The 18589-nt window shown below is 59.0% G+C and carries 15 protein-coding genes and 1 pseudogene; 7 read left to right on the top strand and 9 right to left on the bottom strand.

Annotated elements, in window-relative coordinates; translation table 11 throughout:
* The first annotated feature begins 12 nt into the window (after positions 1-12).
* Positions 13-1812 (top strand): SLC13 family permease, encoded by a 1800-nt coding sequence (locus tag CHN51_RS04100; protein ID WP_100092877.1) that lies wholly within the window; start codon positions 13-15, stop codon positions 1810-1812.
* Between the two features lie 74 nt (positions 1813-1886).
* Complete coding sequence (locus CHN51_RS04095) at positions 1887-3125, top strand: dicarboxylate/amino acid:cation symporter (protein WP_100092876.1); 1239 nt, start codon at positions 1887-1889, stop codon at positions 3123-3125.
* 47 nt (positions 3126-3172) lie between these two features.
* Here the strand turns inward: CHN51_RS04095 and CHN51_RS04090 are convergent, their stop codons facing one another.
* The 5 genes from CHN51_RS04090 to CHN51_RS04070 form a co-directional block, all read right to left on the bottom strand.
* Complete coding sequence (locus CHN51_RS04090) at positions 3173-4462, bottom strand: adenylosuccinate synthase (protein WP_100092875.1); 1290 nt, start codon at positions 4460-4462, stop codon at positions 3173-3175.
* Between the two features lie 12 nt (positions 4463-4474).
* Positions 4475-5590, bottom strand: a complete 1116-nt coding sequence (locus tag CHN51_RS04085; protein WP_100092874.1) for an ATP phosphoribosyltransferase regulatory subunit — start codon at positions 5588-5590, stop codon at positions 4475-4477.
* Between the two features lie 65 nt (positions 5591-5655).
* The gene (serA, locus tag CHN51_RS04080; protein WP_100092873.1) at positions 5656-7239 is read right to left on the bottom strand and encodes a phosphoglycerate dehydrogenase; all 1584 of its coding nucleotides are present in this window, start codon (positions 7237-7239) and stop codon (positions 5656-5658) included.
* 107 nt (positions 7240-7346) lie between these two features.
* Positions 7347-8519, bottom strand: a complete 1173-nt coding sequence (locus CHN51_RS04075; protein WP_100092872.1) for a phosphoserine transaminase — start codon at positions 8517-8519, stop codon at positions 7347-7349.
* A 115-nt stretch (positions 8520-8634) separates the two neighbouring features.
* On the bottom strand, positions 8635-8946 hold the full coding sequence (locus CHN51_RS04070; RefSeq protein WP_100095418.1) for a PepSY domain-containing protein: 312 nt from the start codon (positions 8944-8946) through the stop codon (positions 8635-8637).
* A gap of 298 nt (positions 8947-9244) precedes the next feature.
* On the opposite strand from CHN51_RS04070, the gene CHN51_RS04065 reads away from it, so the two are divergent.
* Entirely contained in the window at positions 9245-9931 is a 687-nt protein-coding gene (locus CHN51_RS04065) for an extensin family protein (RefSeq protein ID WP_100092871.1), read from the top strand.
* A 49-nt stretch (positions 9932-9980) separates the two neighbouring features.
* Positions 9981-10850, top strand: coding sequence for an LOG family protein (locus CHN51_RS04060; RefSeq protein ID WP_100092870.1), 870 nt, complete (start codon positions 9981-9983; stop codon positions 10848-10850).
* A gap of 17 nt (positions 10851-10867) precedes the next feature.
* Here the strand turns inward: CHN51_RS04060 and CHN51_RS04055 are convergent, their stop codons facing one another.
* Positions 10868-11494 carry a cytochrome c family protein gene (locus CHN51_RS04055; protein WP_100092869.1) on the bottom strand — a complete coding sequence of 209 codons (627 nt, stop codon included), beginning with the start codon at positions 11492-11494 and terminating at the stop codon, positions 10868-10870.
* A gap of 211 nt (positions 11495-11705) precedes the next feature.
* On the opposite strand from CHN51_RS04055, the gene CHN51_RS04050 reads away from it, so the two are divergent.
* A complete protein-coding gene (locus tag CHN51_RS04050; protein WP_100092868.1) occupies positions 11706-12605 on the top strand; it encodes a prephenate dehydratase in 900 nt (299 codons plus the stop codon).
* 27 nt (positions 12606-12632) lie between these two features.
* Here the strand turns inward: CHN51_RS04050 and CHN51_RS04045 are convergent, their stop codons facing one another.
* The gene (locus tag CHN51_RS04045) at positions 12633-13844 is read right to left on the bottom strand and encodes a hypothetical protein (RefSeq protein ID WP_206169976.1); all 1212 of its coding nucleotides are present in this window, start codon (positions 13842-13844) and stop codon (positions 12633-12635) included.
* Between the two features lie 132 nt (positions 13845-13976).
* Complete coding sequence (locus tag CHN51_RS04040; protein WP_100092867.1) at positions 13977-14783, bottom strand: hypothetical protein; 807 nt, start codon at positions 14781-14783, stop codon at positions 13977-13979.
* A gap of 164 nt (positions 14784-14947) precedes the next feature.
* Here CHN51_RS04040 and CHN51_RS04035 point away from each other — a divergent pair.
* Positions 14948-15225, top strand: a pseudogene (locus tag CHN51_RS04035) (transposase); the annotation flags it as partial.
* A gap of 146 nt (positions 15226-15371) precedes the next feature.
* On the opposite strand, the gene CHN51_RS04030 reads toward CHN51_RS04035, so the two are convergent.
* The gene (locus CHN51_RS04030) at positions 15372-16172 is read right to left on the bottom strand and encodes a hypothetical protein (RefSeq protein ID WP_123906228.1); all 801 of its coding nucleotides are present in this window, start codon (positions 16170-16172) and stop codon (positions 15372-15374) included.
* A 251-nt stretch (positions 16173-16423) separates the two neighbouring features.
* On the opposite strand from CHN51_RS04030, the gene CHN51_RS04020 reads away from it, so the two are divergent.
* Positions 16424-18406 (top strand): TonB-dependent receptor, encoded by a 1983-nt coding sequence (locus CHN51_RS04020; RefSeq protein WP_240616858.1) that lies wholly within the window; start codon positions 16424-16426, stop codon positions 18404-18406.
* The last annotated feature ends 183 nt before the right edge of the window (positions 18407-18589 follow it).

Raw genomic sequence — 18589 nt, 5'->3', positions numbered from 1 at the left:
TGTTCCTGATCCATGATCGACCTCATCCTCCACGTTATTGATGAATATATCCAAGCCAACAAGGCTGTCATCGGTCTCGTGATTCTCGGCTTCCTGTTTGCCGGGTTCATCATGGAGCGCTTTCCCGCCGCAGTGGTTGCGGTGCTCGGTGCCTGCATGTTCCTGTTTCTCGGGATCATCGATTCCGACGGTTTGTTTTCGGTCTTCTCCAACACGGCGCCGATCACGATTGCCGCGATGTTCATCCTGTCTGGGGCTTTGCTGCGCACTGGCACAATCGATGCCATTGCCGGATTCATCATCAAGCGCGCCAAGCGGCATCCGAAGCTGGCGGTCGCGGAAATGTTTCTGGGGGCCTTTGTCGCTTCCGCCTTCATGAACAACACGCCGGTGGTGATTGTTCTGATCCCGATCATCCTGCGGCTCTCGCGGGCGACCGGTTTTTCGTCCAAGAAATTGCTGATCCCGCTGAGCTTCATCTGCATATTGGGCGGTACGACCACGCTGATCGGCACGTCGACCAACCTGATTGTCGATGCCGTGGCGCGTGACCAGGGGCTGGCCGGGTTCGGGATTTTCGAAATCACGCCTTATGGCCTGATCGCGGCTGTTGCCGGCACCGTGATGATGGTCCTGTTCAGCAGCTGGCTGTTGCCAGGCGGAGAGGTTCAGGGCCAGTTTGACAGTAGCGATGAAAGCGCCTTTCTTACCGAATTGACGGTGCGCAACAGAGCATCGGTGATCGACAAGAAACTTTCCGCCGTCCCCGAATTGCGCCGCGCCGGCCTTGAGGTCACGGCTGTCAAAAGATTGAGCAGCTATATTCGCCACGATCTTGATCACCATGAACTGCGGGCGGGCGACCGGATCGTGGTGCAGCTGGATCTCGCCGAGCTGATCTCGCTGCGCGAATCGGAAGATTTCAAAGTCGGCATCGTCCACAAGGGTGATGCGGGGCCATTGGGAGAGGAACTGGTCGAGGCAACGGTGGCGCCGAGCCATCCCAGCATCGGTAACCGGCTGTATGACATACCGTTCCTGTCGCAGCTCAATGTTCGCATATTGGGCATGACCCGCTATCGCAACCTGCCGCGGTCCGACCTGACCAACGCCCGTATTCACGCGGCGGACCGGTTGCTGGTGACTGGATCGAGCGAAGATATTCACCGCATGTATCAGAACCCCAATCTTTTCGGGGTCGGACAAACCAAGATTCGGGCCTTTCGCAGGGACCGGGCTCCCGTTGCTATCGGGGCCCTTGTCGCGGTGGTGGTTCTTGCCGCGTTCAATATCATATCTCTCGCGGTCGCGGCCATTCTGGCGGTTGGTGCAATCCTGCTGGCGCGCTGTATCGACGCGGAAGAGGCCTGGGGGTCAATCGATGGCAATGTGCTGGTTCTGATATTCGGGATGCTCGCGGTCGGTCTGGGGCTGCAGCAAGCCGGAAGTGTCGACCTGATCGTGTCCGAACTGACTCCTTTTTTGCGGGAAGTACCACCATGGGGGCTGGTTTTTGCGATTTACGTCCTGTCCGTGATCATGACCGAGATCGTTACCAACAACGCGGTCGCTATCATCATCACGCCGATCGCCATTGCACTGGGCAATGATCTGGGAGTAGATCCTCGCCCGCTGGTGATTGCGGTGATGTTCGCCGCTTCCGCCAGTTTCGCCACACCGATCGGCTATCAAACCAATACGCTGGTCTACGCAGCAGGCAATTACCGGTTCACCGACTTCTTCAAGGCCGGAATTCCGCTGACCTTTGGCGTCGGACTGTCGACCTGTCTGGCGATCAGCTTCTGGATGTAACCACGGCCTAAAGGCTTGCCGCGCCCCGCAGCGGTCGATAGGCATGGGTGGATAGAATTTCGGGGGACAATCGCATGTTGGCATTCTGGTTCAAGATACCGCTCTGGCAGCGTGTGATCGCGGCGCTTGTGCTCGGCGTCATCACCGGCCTGGTTTGGGGGCCGGAATCGGAAACCATCAAATGGATCGGCGATTTCTTCATCAAGGCGATCAAGATGCTGGTCGTTCCGCTGATCTTCTTCTCTCTGGTTGCCGGCGTAGCGGCGCTGGGGGATCTCAAGAAACTGGGCAGCGTTGGCGGGCGGGCGATGATCCTGTTCGTGATAACAGGTCAGATAGCCGCCTGGCTGGGTCTTGCGCTTGGCACATTTTTCCAGCCCGGAGCGGGCGTCGACACCGATACGATCGAAATGGGCGAAACTCCTGCGCCCAATGATACGACCGCCGTGGACATGATCCTCTCGATCGTCCCGGACAGTCCGGTTCAGGTCATGGCCGACGTGCGCGTATTGCCGCTGATCGTCTTTGCCTTGCTGATCGGTATAGGCATTCTGATGGCCAAGGAAGACGGCAAGCCGCTGGCCAAAATTTTCGATAGCGGCGCCATCGTCATGCAGAAAGTCACGATGATCGTGATGGAATTGACGCCATTTGGTGTGTTCGCGCTGATGGCTTGGGTCGCAGGCACGCTGGGCATCGATGCCCTGATCTCGCTGGCGCAGTTGGTTGGACTCAACTATCTCGGCTGCCTGCTGATCATCGGGATCGTCTATTCGGGGATGATTAAGTTCGTCGCGAAACTGCCTCCGATCGATTTCTTCCGCGGTATCGTTGACGCAATCGCGGTCAGCTATTCGACCGCTTCTTCCAACGCGACCTTGCCGGTGACGCTGCGCTGCGTCGAACGCAATCTGGGTGTCCGCAATTCGGTGGCCAGCTTTGTCGTCTCGCTGGGCGCGACGATCAATATGAACGGAACGGCCATGTATCTGGGCCTTGCGACGTTGTTCGGGGCACAGATTTTCGGCGTTGACCTCTCTTGGGGCGACTATTTCCTGATCTCCATCACCTCAACCCTCGGCGCGATTGGCGCGGCGGGTATTCCGGGCGCTGGCCTGATCATGATGGCGCTGGTGTTCGGCAGCGTTGGCGTGCCGCTTGAAACCATCGCCTTTGTTGCCGGTGTCGACCGGATCATGGACATGATGCGCACGACCACCAATGTCTCGGGCGATGCAGCCGTAGCGGTGACAGTGGCTTCGATGACCGGCGAGATCGACCGCGAGGAAATGATCTCTGCGGACGATGTTTAACGCTGAAATCTGGCGGCCAACTATAAGATTTGAGTCCGAAGGGGGCCTCAATCCGCGAACGGATCCGTCACCAATATCGTATCGTCCCGCTCCGGCGACGTGCTCACCAATGCCACAGGACACTGGATCAGTTCTTCCACCCGCCGGATATATTTGATTGCCTGCGCCGGCAGATCGGCCCAGCTGCGCGCGCCGGCGGTGGATTCGCTCCATCCTTCCAGCGTCTCGTAGACCGGTTTGACCGCGGCCTGATCCTGATGGTGGGGCGGCAGATAATCGTATGTGACGCCATCGAGTTCGTAACCGACACAGATTTTCAGTTGCTCGAATCCGTCGAGCACGTCGAGCTTGGTCAGCGCAATGCCGGCAACGCCGGACACCGCCAGAGCCTGCCGCACGAGCACCGCATCAAACCAGCCGCAGCGCCGCTGACGGCCGGTAACGGTGCCGAATTCATGGCCGCGCTCGCCAAGCCGCTGACCGATATCGTCATTCAGCTCGGTCGGGAAGGGGCCGGAGCCGACGCGGGTTGTATAGGCCTTGGTGATGCCAAGGACATAGCCGGTCCCGGACGGGCCGATGCCGGAGCCACCCGCAGCGGTGCCCGAAATCGTATTCGAGCTTGTGACAAACGGATAGGTGCCGTGGTCGACATCCAGCAACACGCCCTGCGCGCCTTCGAACAGGATGCGCTTGCCGTCGCGCCGCGCCTCGTTGAGGCGCTTCCAGACCGGCTGGGCATATTGCAACACACTGTCGGCAATTTCCTTCAGGTCATTGAGCAGCCGCTCGCGGTCCACCGGCGGTTCGCCAAAGCCGGCACGGAGCGCGTCGTGATGCGCACACAGCCGGTCGAGTTGCGGACCCAGATCATCGAGATGGGCGAGATCGCAGACCCGGATCGCGCGGCGACCAACCTTGTCTTCATAGGCCGGGCCAATACCGCGGCGGGTCGTCCCGATCTTGCCCTTGCCGCTGGCATCCTCGCGCATCGCGTCAAGATCGCGGTGGATCGGCAGGATCAGCGGGCAGGTCTCGGCGATGCCGAAATTGTCGGTATTGATTGCCACACCCTGTCCGGTCAGTTTCTCGATCTCGTCGCGCAGATGCCACGGGTCGAGCACAACACCATTGCCGATAATCGACAGGGCGCCACGAACGATGCCCGATGGCAGCAGCGAGAGCTTGTACACGGCGCCATCGACGACCAGCGTATGGCCCGCATTATGGCCGCCCTGAAAGCGGACCACGACATCGGCGCGTTCGGAAAGCCAGTCGACGATCTTGCCTTTGCCTTCATCACCCCATTGTGCGCCGATTACCGTTACATTGGCCATTGAATCACTTTCTTATACTGGTTCCGGCTGATCGCCGTTTAGAATATGGGAACATCCGAGCGCCTCGGCCCGGTCTTTGTCTGAGAGGGCCGCCACCGTGCGCCATCCCGATTCCCGCAGCTGCGCGGCAATATCCTTGTCATGGCCGATCGGCAAAAATATCTGCTCGCTGGTTTTGGCACCAAAGCCGGCGTCGATCAGGGGATTGGGATAGAGCGAGAAGCCGACCGCGGCTTCTGTTGCGCCGTCAGGGTGCACGATTTCATAACTGCCGCCACGGCCCAGGGCACCGATGAAACTGTCGGCATAGAGGGTGAAGCCGAACCAGTTCTGATATTCGAAACCATGGCGTTCGGTCGGATCGAGAGTAAGGCTGGCTTTGCCCTGGATGCTGGCGGCGATCCGGGAAATACCGTCCAGTCGTGAACCCAGCAGACCGTCGCTGTCGAATTCCCGCATTTTCGCCATCGCTTCGTCGAACGGGCCGGTTGCCTCGATCAGCGGCAGATAGCCGGTGGCCCCCATCGCGTTGAGCCCGCCGGCATCCTTCATGTCCAGTTCGCCGCGGACCTCGGCAATCTGGGCCTCGTTCAAGGGCAAGGGACCGGCGGCCAGAATATCGATCAGGTCGGGGAGCGTGAAGTCGACGGTGATGCCGGAAACACCCGCCCGCTCGAGCGCTTCGATCGCGACCGAGACAATTTCGCTGGCGGCAATGACGCTGTCGCTGCCAATCAGTTCCGCGCCAATCTGCAACCGGCTGCGCTCCGGTTGCAACTGCCCCGAGCGCAGTTTCAATACCTGGCCCGAATAGCTCAGCCGAAGTGGCCGCGGCCGGTCCGCCAGACTGGTCGTGGCAATCCGGCCGACCTGCATTGTCATGTCCGGACGCAACGCCAGGGTGCGCTGGGAGATCGGATCGACAAACCGCATCAGATCGCTTCGCGAAGCGCCCTGCATCCGGTTGGTCAACCCGTCCTCATATTCGACCAGAGGCGGTGTGACCCGCGCATAACCGTGGCTGGCCAGCGTATCGAGTACATCGCGTTCCAGTCGCGATGCCGCCTCGGCATAAGGCGGCAGCGCGTCGTGAAATCCTTCGGGCAGAAGATTGGATGGTTTTCGCATGGCCCTGCTCCATAGCCCAAGCAAAGGCTCAGGCCATCTTTTTTCTTGGGTCTCGCCCTATTGAATCAAAAGCTCAAGGCCTTGACCGTTTTGACGCCTTCCAGCTGACAGACCGACCAGAGGACGGGCTCTTCGACCGGTGAATCGATCGACAGCAGTAATACAGCTTCGCCACCCGGAGCATCGCTGCGACGGCCAAGGTGGAAGGTGCCGATATTGACGCCCGCCTCGCCCAGCGTCGAACCGACGCGCCCGATAAAGCCGGGCTCGTCGCGGTTGACGATATAGAGCATGTCGCCTTCCATATCCGCCTCGACCTTGATGCCGAACATCTCGACCAAGCGTGGCCCGGACGATCCGAACAAAGTGCCGGCAACCGATTTTTCGCCTTCGTCCGTTGTCACCGAAACGCGGACCAGAGTGTGATAGTCGCCCTCGCGCTCGTGACGGATTTCGCGAACGTCGAGACCGCGTTCCTTCGCCAGATAGGGCGCGTTGACCATGTTGACGGTGTCGCTATAGGCCCGCATCAGTCCGGCCAGAACCGCTGCCGTAATTGGCTTCTGGTCCAGCTCTGCGGCTGCGCCTTCCACTTCAACGGATACGCCCTTGATCTGGTCGGCTGCGAGTTGGCCGACGAGAGAACCAAGCTGGGTGGCAAGCGCCATATAGGGTTTCAGCTTCGGTGCCTGTTCAGCCGAGAGGCTTGGCATGTTGAGCGCATTTTCGACGCCGCCATTGACCAGATAGTCGGCCATCTGCTCGGCGACCTGGATTGCCACATTTACCTGTGCCTCGCTGGTCGACGCTCCGAGATGCGGTGTGCAGATCAGGTTAGGCGTGCCAAACAACGCGTTTTCCTTTGCCGGTTCCTGAGCATAAACGTCCAAGGCCGCGCCGGCAACGTGGCCGGATTCGAGAGCTTCTTTCAAGGCCGCTTCGTCGATCAGGCCGCCGCGTGCGCAGTTGATGATCCGCACGCCCGGCTTGGTCTTGGCGAGCGCTTCGGCAGACAGGATATTGCGTGTCTGGTCAGTGAGCGGGGTGTGCATGGTGATAAAGTCGGCGCGGGCGAGCAAATCGTCCAGCGAGACTTTCTCGACACCCATTTCAACCGCGCGCTCCTCGGTGAGGAACGGGTCATAGGCGACAACCTTCATCCGCAGGCCGATGGCGCGTTCGGCTACAATCGAACCGATATTGCCGGCGCCGATCAGGCCGAGCGTCTTGCTGGTCAGCTCGACGCCCATGAATTTGGATTTTTCCCATTTGCCGGCCTGAGTCGACAAGTCGGCGGCGGGAAGCTGGCGCGCGAGCGCGAACATCAGCGCAATGGCATGTTCTGCTGTGGTGATGCTGTTGCCGAATGGCGTGTTCATTACCACAACGCCCTTGGCGGAAGCGGCGGGAATATCGACATTGTCGACACCGATACCGGCGCGGCCGACCACTTTCAGATTGGTCGCGGCTTCCAGTATTTCGGGAGTGACCGTGGTCGAGGAGCGAATGGCAAGGCCGTCATATTCACCGATGATCTTCATCAGCTCTTCCGGTGTCTGGCCGGTGATTTCGTCAACTTCGCAACCGCGTTCGCGGAAAATCTCGGCGGCTTTCGGGTCCATTTTGTCGGAAATAAGTACTTTTGGCATGATAATGTTCCTTGTCGGAATGATCGCGCCGGCACGGGCCGGCTTCTAGACCAATGGCTTTACAGCAGGGCATTGGTCTGGCCCCGGCTTGCGCCGGGGCGACACAATTAGGGAAGCTCGGCTTTCACCTGAGCATAGGCCCATTCGATCCAGAGCAGCAGACGGCGAACGTCTTCCTGCTCGACGGTCGAACCGCACCAGATGCGCAGCGACGGCGGCGCATCGCGATAGCCGTTGAAATCATAGGCAATGTCCATTTTTTCGAGCATTGCGGCGATCTTCTTGGGCACGGAAGCCTTGGCGTCTTCGTCGAGGCTGTCATACCATTCGCCCTGGAACACCATGCAGACGCCGGTGTTGGTCCATTTGGCCGGATCGCTGACCATATTGCGCATCCATGGCGTGGCTTCGAGCCAGTCGTGGACGGTTTTGGCGTTGCGGTCGGCACGGGCATGCAGTTCGGACAAGCCGCCGATCGACTTTGCCCATTCGAGCGAAGCGATATAATCTTCGGTCGCGAGCAGGGACGGCGTGTTGATCGTTGCGCCTTCGAAAATCGCGGTGTTGAGCTTGTCGCCCTTTTTCACCCGGAAGATTTTCGGCAACGGCCAGGACGGGGTGTAGCTTTCGATCCGCTCGACGGCACGCGGGCTGAGGATGAGCATGCCGTGACCGGCTTCGGAACCCATGACCTTCTGCCAGCTGTAGGTGGTGGCATCGAGCTTCGACCAGTCCATCGGCTGGGCAAAGACGGCGCTGGTAGCGTCGTTGATCGTCACGCCTTCGCGGTCGTCCGCTATCCAGTCGGTATCGGGAATTCGCGCACCCGAAGTGGTGCCGTTCCAGGTGAAGACAATATCGTCACCCTTGTCGATTGTGGTCAGGTCCGGGATTTCACCATAATCGGCTTCGAGGACCGTGAGGTCGGCAGGCTTGAGCTGCTTCACGGCGTCCTGGATCCAGACATTGCCGAAGCTTTCCCATGCTGCAACCGTCACCGGACGCGCGCCGAGCATGTTCCACATCGCCAGTTCGACGGCTCCGGTATCGGAGGCCGGCACGATGCCGATCAGATAGTCGTCGGGGATGCCGAGCAGCTCGCGACTGAGGTCGATAGCATATTTCAGGCGCGCCTTGCCGGTCGCGGAACGATGCGAACGGCCCATGGCGATGGTGTTGAGTTTGTCGAGGGACCAGCCGGGAAATTTGGCTGTGGGACCCGAAGAAAAATTCGGGCAGTCAGGACGCAATTCTGGCGTCGGTATAGTCGTATCAGTCATTTAAACGCTTCTCCTTACAGAGAGCTCGCGCGGCGTTGGGACCGCGTGGCCCGGCGCCGCTTTGTATGGTGCGGCGCAGCATGTCAAGCGCGTTCTTGGTTGCGATTGATACCGGCTATTGCTTGCGGAAAAGAACCTTGCCGCGGCGTGAAACCAGCAGTTTTTCGAGCGATACAGGGTGAAAATAGGCCTCTACCGGTTCGCCTTCCGGAGTGGTGCCATAAACTTCATAGCAGCCGCCATCGACCTTGGATTTTTTGACCGTCCAGCCCTGTTCTACCAGCGCCGCTTCGAGTTGGGCCTGCGTTTTCCAGCCGGATTGGGGTCCTGCATCGCAGGTCATCTTGCCCGTCGCGAGGGCGGGTGCGGAAAATCCGGTGGTCGCCAATATGGTAGCGATCGCTACGGCAATTGTGGAATTTTTCATGATCATTTCCTCCAACTCTAATCGATTTGCCGCGATCTGGAATGCGCGGTCTTGTCCAGTCCCGTGAATCGAAAATGTCCGCAGACACCGGAACAATGGCGAATACAATGTTCGAGATCGGGTGTTCCGGCGCCTTTTTCAATGCTCAAAGATGGTTTTTTTTACGGTTTTTCCCCGCCAGACTTTCTGGTTATGGTGTCCGGCTGCTTTACCCCCCGAGCACAAACCATATCTGGCAAGATATTGTTAACCATGGATATCAGTCCGGATTTAACCATCTTCTGACATAGCGCTGGGCATGACAATGAAATCGTATAACGTTCGCCAGACGCGCGCTGTTGCGCTTCTGGGCCTAGTCTCCTTGATGGTCAGCGCATGTGGGGCAATACCGGCGGGTAGCAGCAGCGGTCAATCTCAGCGGCCACAAGCCTCCGCCGGTCTCGGCTCCTTCAATCCGACAGCGGCAGCGCGGCAATGTTACAGCGACCTTGGCAAGGCCAATGTCCGTTTCTCTCCCTTGCCCAATCGCCAGTTCAGCGGAGGGTGCAGCCAGATCGACAGTATCAAGCTGCTCGATGTCGGCGCGGACGTGACCAATCTCGGCCCGGTCAAATGCGAGTTGGCCGGCAAATTTGCCGCCTGGACCGAATATGCCGTCAAACGCGCGGCCCGCAAATATCTCGGTAGCGATCTCAAGCGGATCGAAACGATGGGCAGCTATAGTTGCCGCAATATCGCCGGGTCGGGTAAATTGTCGCAACATGCCCATGCCAATGCGATCGACGTATCCGCTTTCGTGCTCACCGACGGTCGGCGTATCACGGTCGAGAATAACTGGAAAAGCGGGCGCCAGGAAATGCAGTTTCTCGCCGCAATCCACGACAGTGCCTGCAAACGCTTCGGCACTGTTCTCAGTCCGAACTACAATGCCGCTCATCGCGATCATTTCCATCTCGATATGAGCGGAAACGGATATTGCCGCTAGCGGGACAAGGCTACTGGTCAGCCACAAATCTTTGCTCTAGGGCGAAGCCATGACCAATAAAGATCTCCACGACCGCCGCTTTTACCACGCCAAGGAAGAAGCCGAATTTGCCGAGAAGGCCCATTTGGAAACGGCGCAGACTCGCGATCCGGCTTATCGGCTGGCTTTTCAGGACACCGATTTCCTGCTCCGTGAGGAATTGCGGCCGGTCCGCTTCCAGCTCGAACTGCTCAAGCCGGAGATGCTGCTCGACGAAGCCGGTATCGGCTCCACTCTGGTAATGTACGGATCGGCGCGGATCCCCGAGCCGGACAAGGCCGACGCCTTGATCGAGGCGGCGCCTGACGAGGATTCCCGGAGAATCGCGGAACGGCTGAAAGAGAAAGCCAAATATTATGACGAAGCCCGCAATCTGGCGCGGCTGGCCAGCGCCTGCGGCATTTCGGACAATGGCAAGCGCGATTTCGTCGTCTGCTCCGGCGGCGGCCCGTCGATCATGGAGGCGGCCAATCGCGGCGCCGCCGATGTCGGCCAGGAGTCGATCGGACTGAATATCGTCCTGCCGCACGAGCAGGCGCCCAATGAATTTGTCACGCCGTCACTGAGTTTCCAGTTCCACTATTTCGCGCTGCGCAAGATGCACTTCCTGTTGCGTGCCCGTGCGGTAGCCGTGTTCCCGGGCGGTTTCGGGACGCTCGACGAGTTCCTCGAGCTGGTCACGCTGGTGCAGACCGGCAAGATGGAGAAGCTGCCGATATTGCTGTTCGGCAAGACCTTCTGGAATCGCGTGATCAACTTCGACGCGCTCGCCGACGAAGGCACGATCAGCCGCAGGGACCTCGAACTGTTCCAGTTTGTAGAAACTGCAGACGAGGCCTGGGATATTATCCAGCAATTTTACGAACTGGATTGCGACTAGGCAATCCGGGCTTCGGCTTATTCTTCAGCCGCAGCTGCGTCCGCTTCAACCGCTTCTTCAGCCTCGGCATCAGCGCCGGCTTCCGCTTCCGCTTCGTCCGCTGCCGGTTCTTCAACCGCCGGTGGAGGCGGCAGCGGGATGTTCGATCCCTGCGCGTTCAGATAGACCATCAGATTGGCGCGGTCTTCGGCCTTGCCGAGGCCGGCGAAGGTCATCTTCGTGCCATTGGCATATTTGCGCGGCGAGGTCAGCCAGGCGTCCATGGCGGCCCAGTCCCAGTTGCCCGGAACGCTTTTCAGCGCATCGCTATAGGCAAAGCCGGCGACATGGCCATGCGGCTTGCCCATCGTGTCCCACAGGTTCGGTCCAATGCCATTGGCACCGCCCTGGTTGATCGTGTGGCAGGCTGCGCATTTGGCGAAGACCTTCTCACCGGCCGCGGCATCGGCCGTCTGCAGCAGGGTCTCGATAGCAGGACCCGTGTCACCACCACCGGCGGATTCAACGCCTTCGATCGCATAGCCCATGACTTCGGGGCGTTCGTGCTGGCCGGCGTGGAAATATTTGCTGCTGAGAATGGAAAAGCCGAGGGCCGCGATGCCGCCAGCCAGTACCCAACCTGCGATGGTGTTATTGTTGCTCATATTGTCTCTCAAACCCCTGAGTGAGCGGCGGCCAAGGGCCTGCCAAATTTGTGCTGTCTGTAAAGAGAGCCACGGACCAACGCAAGGCCTCAATTGCCGTAAAATACGCGATGGGCCATGCGAATTGCACAGGGTCCCGACGGGCGGGCCACTTCCCTCTTGCCCCGCTGCATCCGGTTCGACTATCGCAGCAGCGTAAAAGAGGGACGAGATGGACAGCTTTCCGAAAAACGCACTGGGCATGGTCAGGAAAATGACCGAAAAAGGCGCTGAAAAGCCTGAAAAGGCGATCGCCTTCCAGGGCGCACCCGGTGCCAATTCCCATCTCGCCGCGCTCGACTATGCGCCGGACGGACTGCCGGTTCCCTGCTTCGCCTTCGAGGATGCGATCGATGCGGTGAAGCATGGCACGGCCGGCAGCGCGATCATCCCGATTGAAAATTCGCTCAACGGCCGGGTTGCCGATATCCATTTTCTGCTCCCCGAATCGGGCCTGCATATCGTCGACGAATATTTCATGCAGATCAGCCACTGCCTGATGGCGCGATCGGCCGATGCCGAGATCCGTACCGCGATGAGCCATCCGCAGGCACTCGGCCAGTGCCGCCACTATCTGCGCGCGCGCGGCATCATCCCCGTGGCCTATGCCGACACCGCCGCTGCCGCTGCCTTTGTCGCGCAGCAGGACGATCCCCATGCCGCCGCCATTGCGCCCAAGCTTGCGGCGCAGATTTACGGCCTGCAGCCGATCGCCGACGCGATCGAGGATGCACCGGACAATATCACCCGTTTCGTCGTGCTCGCGCCGGAGGCGGCGAAACCCGAACCCAATGGTCCGGTGATGACGACCTTCATTTTCGAGGTCAAAAATATTCCCGCCGCGCTGTACAAGGCGCTCGGCAGCTTTGCGACCAATGGCGTCAACATGACCAAGCTGGAAAGCTACCAGCAGGGCAGCAGCTTTGCCGCCACCGAATTTTTCGCCGATATCGAGGGCGCACCCGGCGATCCGGCGATCGACCGGGCACTCGCCGAACTCGGCTTCCATTGCAACAGCGTGCGAATCCTCGGTACCTATCGGCAGGCACGGCCGCGGACGGTCATCGCCTAGCCGGCCGGCGGCCGGGCTCGCCGCTCCTCAGCCGTTCGATGATTCGACATCATTGCCGAACAGCACGATCAGCACGCCCAGCATCGCCAGCAGGACAAAGCCCACGCCCTTGAGCCGGTTGCCCCCGGTCAGGAAAGCGCGCCGCGCCGCGATCACCGATTGCAACGTATAATAAAGCGCGAAAGCGCGGCTGGCATAAGCGATGATCTGGAAAACATCGGCGCTCCAGGTCATCAGCAGCCCCATGCCGACCAGTATCGCATAGCCGGTGCGCGCCTTGACATGGCCCCTGGTCAGTTCCTCGACCAGCCCGCCCGAGCCGCTGGTGTCGGCGATTGCGGCGCTGAACTGCGCGGCCAGCGCAGCGGCGACCAGCAGCAACGGCAGGACCGGGGTGATGATTCCCATCATGTCTATGATCGCGGTTTCTGTAAGCGCGAATTGCTCGCGCTCGAAACTATAGGCGAACAGTCCGATATAGATCATGTAGATCACGGTGCTGACAATCTGCGCGAGACGCATGGATTTGATCCGTGTGGCCGGATCATAGTCGCGGCCCAGATAGCGCGAGGTTTCAAAGCCCTGGACGGTGATGATCAGGCCGAATGCGAGCGTGAGCGCTGGCCAGCCGCAAAGCAGCGGCGGGTGGTCAAACAGCGTTTCCGCACTCGCTTTCTGGTAGAAATACCAGCTCAGGCCGACGAGCAGGCTGACGATGATCGCCAGTTTCAGCGTCACCGCGCTATATTCCATCTTTTCCAGCGCCTTGAACCCGCGTGTCCAGCCGACGATCAGGATCAATATATAGACCGCCGAGGTCAGCAGCTTGGCATTGGCGCTATTGTCAAATGGAGTCAGGCTGACACCGAAGGCGCCGAACAGGTTGAGATAATAGCCGACCGAGATAGTGAAGGCGAAGACCAGTGCCCATGAGGCGGCCAGTTCCAGCCGGTTGGTCCATGGGTCCGGCAGCGGATGGTCGACATTGCGCTGCAATATGTTGAACCGGATGGCCGCGCCAAACAGGAAGGCCCCGAGGCACAGACCTGCCATGACCAGCGGCGCGATATAGCCATAGTCGGATACCAATATCGGCGCGAGCACCAGAAATCCGCTGCCGATGATCGAAGCCAGCGGTGTCACCGTTGCGCGCCAGACGGTCGATTTCGAAAGGCGCGGGGAGAGCAGCAGCAGTCCGGTTGCGATGGCCGACACGATGATGAAGATGTTCAGCAGCAAGATAATGTCCGAAGGTCCCGGAAGGTGACGCCCACAAATAGGCCTTTCACCGATATTTTGTCGACGGCTTTCTTGCCGATCCGCGCGAATCGGGATGCGGCCGGCTTGCAGGGTCACACGGGTCACACCCCCTTAGTGGAAAGACGGACCTTTCTTGTCCGGGCCACCCCAGTCATCAGAGCCATCAAAATGGTCATCATCATCATAACCTTCGGGATTGGCTTTTTCCCAAAAGCCCGGCTGATCCATCATGCCACTGCGCTCCGCGCGCGCCCATTGCAGATCGTCCCAGTCGTCCGCCTCGTACGGATCAAGATCGGACGTATCGACATCTTCCGGCGCCATTGCGGCTATCAGTTCGCGTTCGTGAAACATTTCGAGCCGCTCGAGCAATTCTTCGTCGCTGGCTTCGGTCCTGTACGGGTTCGGGGGCGGGGCCCGCCGGGCCTGTGCCGCGCGATCCTGCGCCTCGAGCATGGCCGCGCAATCATCGCCTTCGCCGATTGCTTCCACCATTGTGTCAAAATCCGCCGCCGCTTCGCGCACGGGCTCACCGGCCAGATCCAGCCCATCGGCCTTGGCATCGAGCCGGGCCAGCGCCGCGAGCAGCAGTCCGGGGGAAAAGCGCGTCCGCTCGCCGACTTCCTCGCCATGATACCAGACCGTCTCGGTCCAGCCGTTGAGTCCGGTTTCGAGCAGGGTTTCGGCATAAAGGTCGCGGGCATGGATCAGCGCCGCATCCCACGCCCGGTCAAAGGCGCGCCCTTCCTGTCGACGGCGCAAGCGATAAGCGCTTTCGCGACTCATTCCGACAAAGGCGGCTGACGACTTTACGGATCCGCAGCGTGCGAGCGCTTCCAGGAATTCGCGCTGTTTTTCCGGGGTCCAGCGTGGTGCGGGCTGGTGGGGAACATCGGTGGCATGCGGTTGGTCAATCATAGCATTCATCCTTTTATGGTTGTAAGATGATCCTTATATAACCGATATGGTACATTGTAGGAAAGAGGGTGCGTGCCTGACCGAATTGGTAAAATGGGTGGCAAATCGACCCGCATTGGCGCTTGCAAGTGCTATGAATGCAGGAAGCCCTTCACTACAGAGGGATCGGGCGCGAATTTGCCAGCCACAAGAAGGTTTTTCATGGTATTGGCCAGTATGTGAACAAAGGCGTCACCACCAACAATATTGAAGGCTATTTCTCGATCATTAAACGCGGAATGCGCGGCATTTATCAGCATTACAGCGGTATCTGGCAGAATTTGACTTCCGCTATCGCAATCGCACCGCGAACGGGTTTAATGACATTGAACGAGCCGACGAACTGTTGAAAGGCGTAGTAGGCAAGCGGCTCACCTATGAAACGACTGGTAGAGCAATCTAATGCCGAAAAAGCAACAAAAAGAAACTCAGCAAGAGCAGTCGGAGCGGTTCAAAAAAGCCGTTCAAGAACTAATCGACGCTGGCGAACTAAACCCCACAGAAGCTGATAAGGCATCCCAAGTGATAATGGGGAATCTAGCGGTAGAATTATTCAGAAAGCCTGGTCGCCAAATGCCGGAAAAATGATTTTGTACTATCGAATATTTCTATGGCTGCTTCCTCATCGTATCTTGCAAGTGGATGCATGGCTTGATTGCGGAATGCATTTTTCAGAAATCTAAAATGAGTCCCCACTTCCGAGGCCCATTGCTCTTCTGCTTTACCGTCGGTCTTTTTTGAAATTGCCTTCAATTTTGACTGAACTTGTTCCAAAACTGCATTCCAATTTTGCTCAGGCTCCACCTCATAATGCCTTGCCATCGCTTGCAGTCCAACTTCTAAGGCCCTCATTAAGTGCATTACACTGGCAGTCCACCTCTCCAGAGCTTGGCATTTTGCTGCTTCTCGGACTTCCGGTACAATCGATGGAAATGCGTCAAGAACAACGTGGCCGAACTTATTCTCAGGATCGCCAAATATGGCCGCAGACGCACTAGGCAAAGAGAGAAAAGTCTTGGCGCGCAATTCGTCACCTACAACTGTTGAGAAATTAACAATCCTTCCCTTCAGCCAGTCTGCTTGGAAATGAGGGGCAGGCCTTTTCATCTCCTCTAGAACGCGATCGAACGCAGCAACTGAAACAGGCATTTCCATTAAGAGTAAATCGTCTCGTAGCGAAATCAGGTCTTTAAATGCTGATTCTGATATTTGAAAACTATGCCCATCGAAATTAATATTCGCACTCAGGCCCGCCTGTAGGCTCATGAGTAAGTTACTCACCCTAACAAAACGCTCTGCGTTAAACTCAAGCATATCCCATAAACTCACAAAGCGGTCAGAAGGCATCACTTAGCACCTCCCGACCCGATTGGGTACGCGAAAAATAATAACGCCCCAATATAACCGATATGGTACATTGTAGGAAAGAGGGTGCGTGCCTGACAGAATATGCCGAAAAATATTTGCGAGATCATTGCCCTGTGCCACGAAAATTGTGCCATGAAAATTCCGTCTCTTCGCTTGTCATCACGGCTTGACCCTATAGCTACTAGAGGGTGCATAGGCCGCCGCGTTGCCATTATTCAAAAAGGACTTTTGTCGTGATTTCCAGCTACCGGCGTTTTCTGCTGCTTTGCTCCTTGCCTGTTTTCAGCCTCCCGATGCCACTCGCTGCGCAGGAGGCCGGTCCGGTCGAGACAGGCCCGGACCACGAACATGCAGAAGAGGAAAATGACTATATCATTGTCCAGGGCACCAGGCTCAACCGCCGGGTCCAGGATGAACCGATTCGCGTCGAGGTCATTGCCGGCGAAGAGATCGAGGAAAAGGCGATCATGCGGCCCGGAAATATTGCCATGCTGGTCAACGAGACGGGCGGCGTGCGGGTGCAGGTCACATCCCCCGCGCTGGGCGCTGCCAATATCCGTATTCAGGGGCTGGAGGGACGCTATACGCAATTGCTGGCCGACAATCTGCCGCTCTATGGCGGTCAGGCGGCTTCTCTGGGGCTGCTGCAGATTCCGCCGACCGATCTCGGGCAAGTGGAGGTGATCAAGGGCGCGGCATCGGCGCTCTATGGGGCATCGGCGCTGGGCGGGGTTATCAATCTCGTCTCGAAGCGGCCGGGGGATGAATTCGAAGCCGACATTCTCGCCAATGCCACCACCCGCAACGGGCAGGACCTGACCGCTTATGTCGCCGGGCCGATCAGCGCCAACGCCGGCCTTTCCCTGACCGCCGGGGCGCACCGGCAAAGCGGTCAGGATATTGATGGCGATGGCTGGTATGACATGGCCGGCTACGACCGTTTCACGGCCCGCCCGCGCTTCCAGTGGGATGGTGACGACGGCTCGTCCCTCTATGTCACGCTCGGCGCGATGACCGAGGACCGGGTGGGCGGCACTCTGCCCGGAAGCACGGTTCCCGACGGCACGACCTTCGTGCAGGCGCAGGATACAGAACGCTATGATGCCGGGCTGGTGGCGGAAAAGCCGATTGGTGATCGGGTCAGCCTGCATCTGCGCGCGTCGGCCATGCGGCAGGATCATCTGCATCGCTTCGGCGCGGTTGTCGAAGACGACCGGCACAGCAACGCCTTTGTCGAGGCTTCTGTTGCGGGGACCAGCGGCAGCACGTCCTGGGTCGGCGGTCTCGCCTATCAGGCAGACAGTTTTCGCTCGGACAGCTTTCCGGCCTTTGACTATAGCTACAAGGTTCCGGCGATCTTCGCCCAGCTCGAGCAGGAGGCGACCCATGACCTGACGCTTGCTGCGAGCGCCCGGGTCGACTTTCATGACGAATTTGGCACACGGTTCAGCCCGCGCCTGTCGGCGCTCTACCGGCCCGGCGACTGGACCGTCCGGGGATCGGTGGGCGGCGGTTTCTTTGCGCCGACACCCTTTGTCGATGCAATCGAGGCCGCCGGCCTGTCGCGGCTGGAGCCGCTCGGCGATCTGGAAGCGGAAAGCGCGCGAACCGCTTCGCTCGACATGGGCTATGCCGACGGGCCGTGGGAAGCCAATCTGACCCTGTTCGGCGCGAATATCAAAAATTCGACCAGGCTCGAAGATATTGCAGCCGACCGGGTGCGCCTGGTCAACGCCAGCGGCACGACCCGGATTCGAGGCTCCGAATTGCTGCTGCGGTACAAGCAGAACGGCTTCACGGTCACCGGAAGCTATGTCTTCGTCGATGCCACCGAACCCAACCCGGCCGGAACAGGCCGCCAGCGGGTGCCGCTGACACCGCGCCACACCGGTGGTCTGGTCGGCATGTGGGAGGAACATGGCAAGGGCCGGATCGGCGTGGAGCTTTACTATACCGGCCGGCAGGAGCTGGAGGACAATCCGTTCCGGACCCGTTCGCGACCCTATGTCCATCTGGGGCTGCTCGGCGAGATCGTGCTCGGCAAGATCAGCCTGTTTGCCAATGCTGAAAATCTGCTCGATGTGCGGCAGTCGCGTTATGATCCGCTGGTCCTTCCGCAGCGCGCCGCAAGCGGTCAGTGGACGGTGGATGCCTGGGCGCCGCTCGAAGGGTTCATCCTCAATGGCGGTATCCGCCTGCGCTTTGGCGGGCACTGATATCGCGGCACGCCGTTCCACGCGCATGCGGTGGTGATATCCGGTCCGGGCGCCGGCCCTGTCTTCGGCTTTTTCATGGCAGCCGGGGGCATATCAGGGCCTGTAACGCCGGTTTTAACGATTTATTCGTGGTTCACCATTAGGGCGATGTGCAAATTTGTCGTTCTGTCGGGCCAGGGCAAC

It is taken from the genome of Sphingorhabdus sp. YGSMI21, from assembly GCF_002776575.1.
Taxonomy (GTDB): domain Bacteria; phylum Pseudomonadota; class Alphaproteobacteria; order Sphingomonadales; family Sphingomonadaceae; genus Parasphingorhabdus.
The sequence above is the reverse complement of the archived record's forward strand: the minus strand, read 5'-3'. Positions and strand labels throughout refer to the sequence as shown.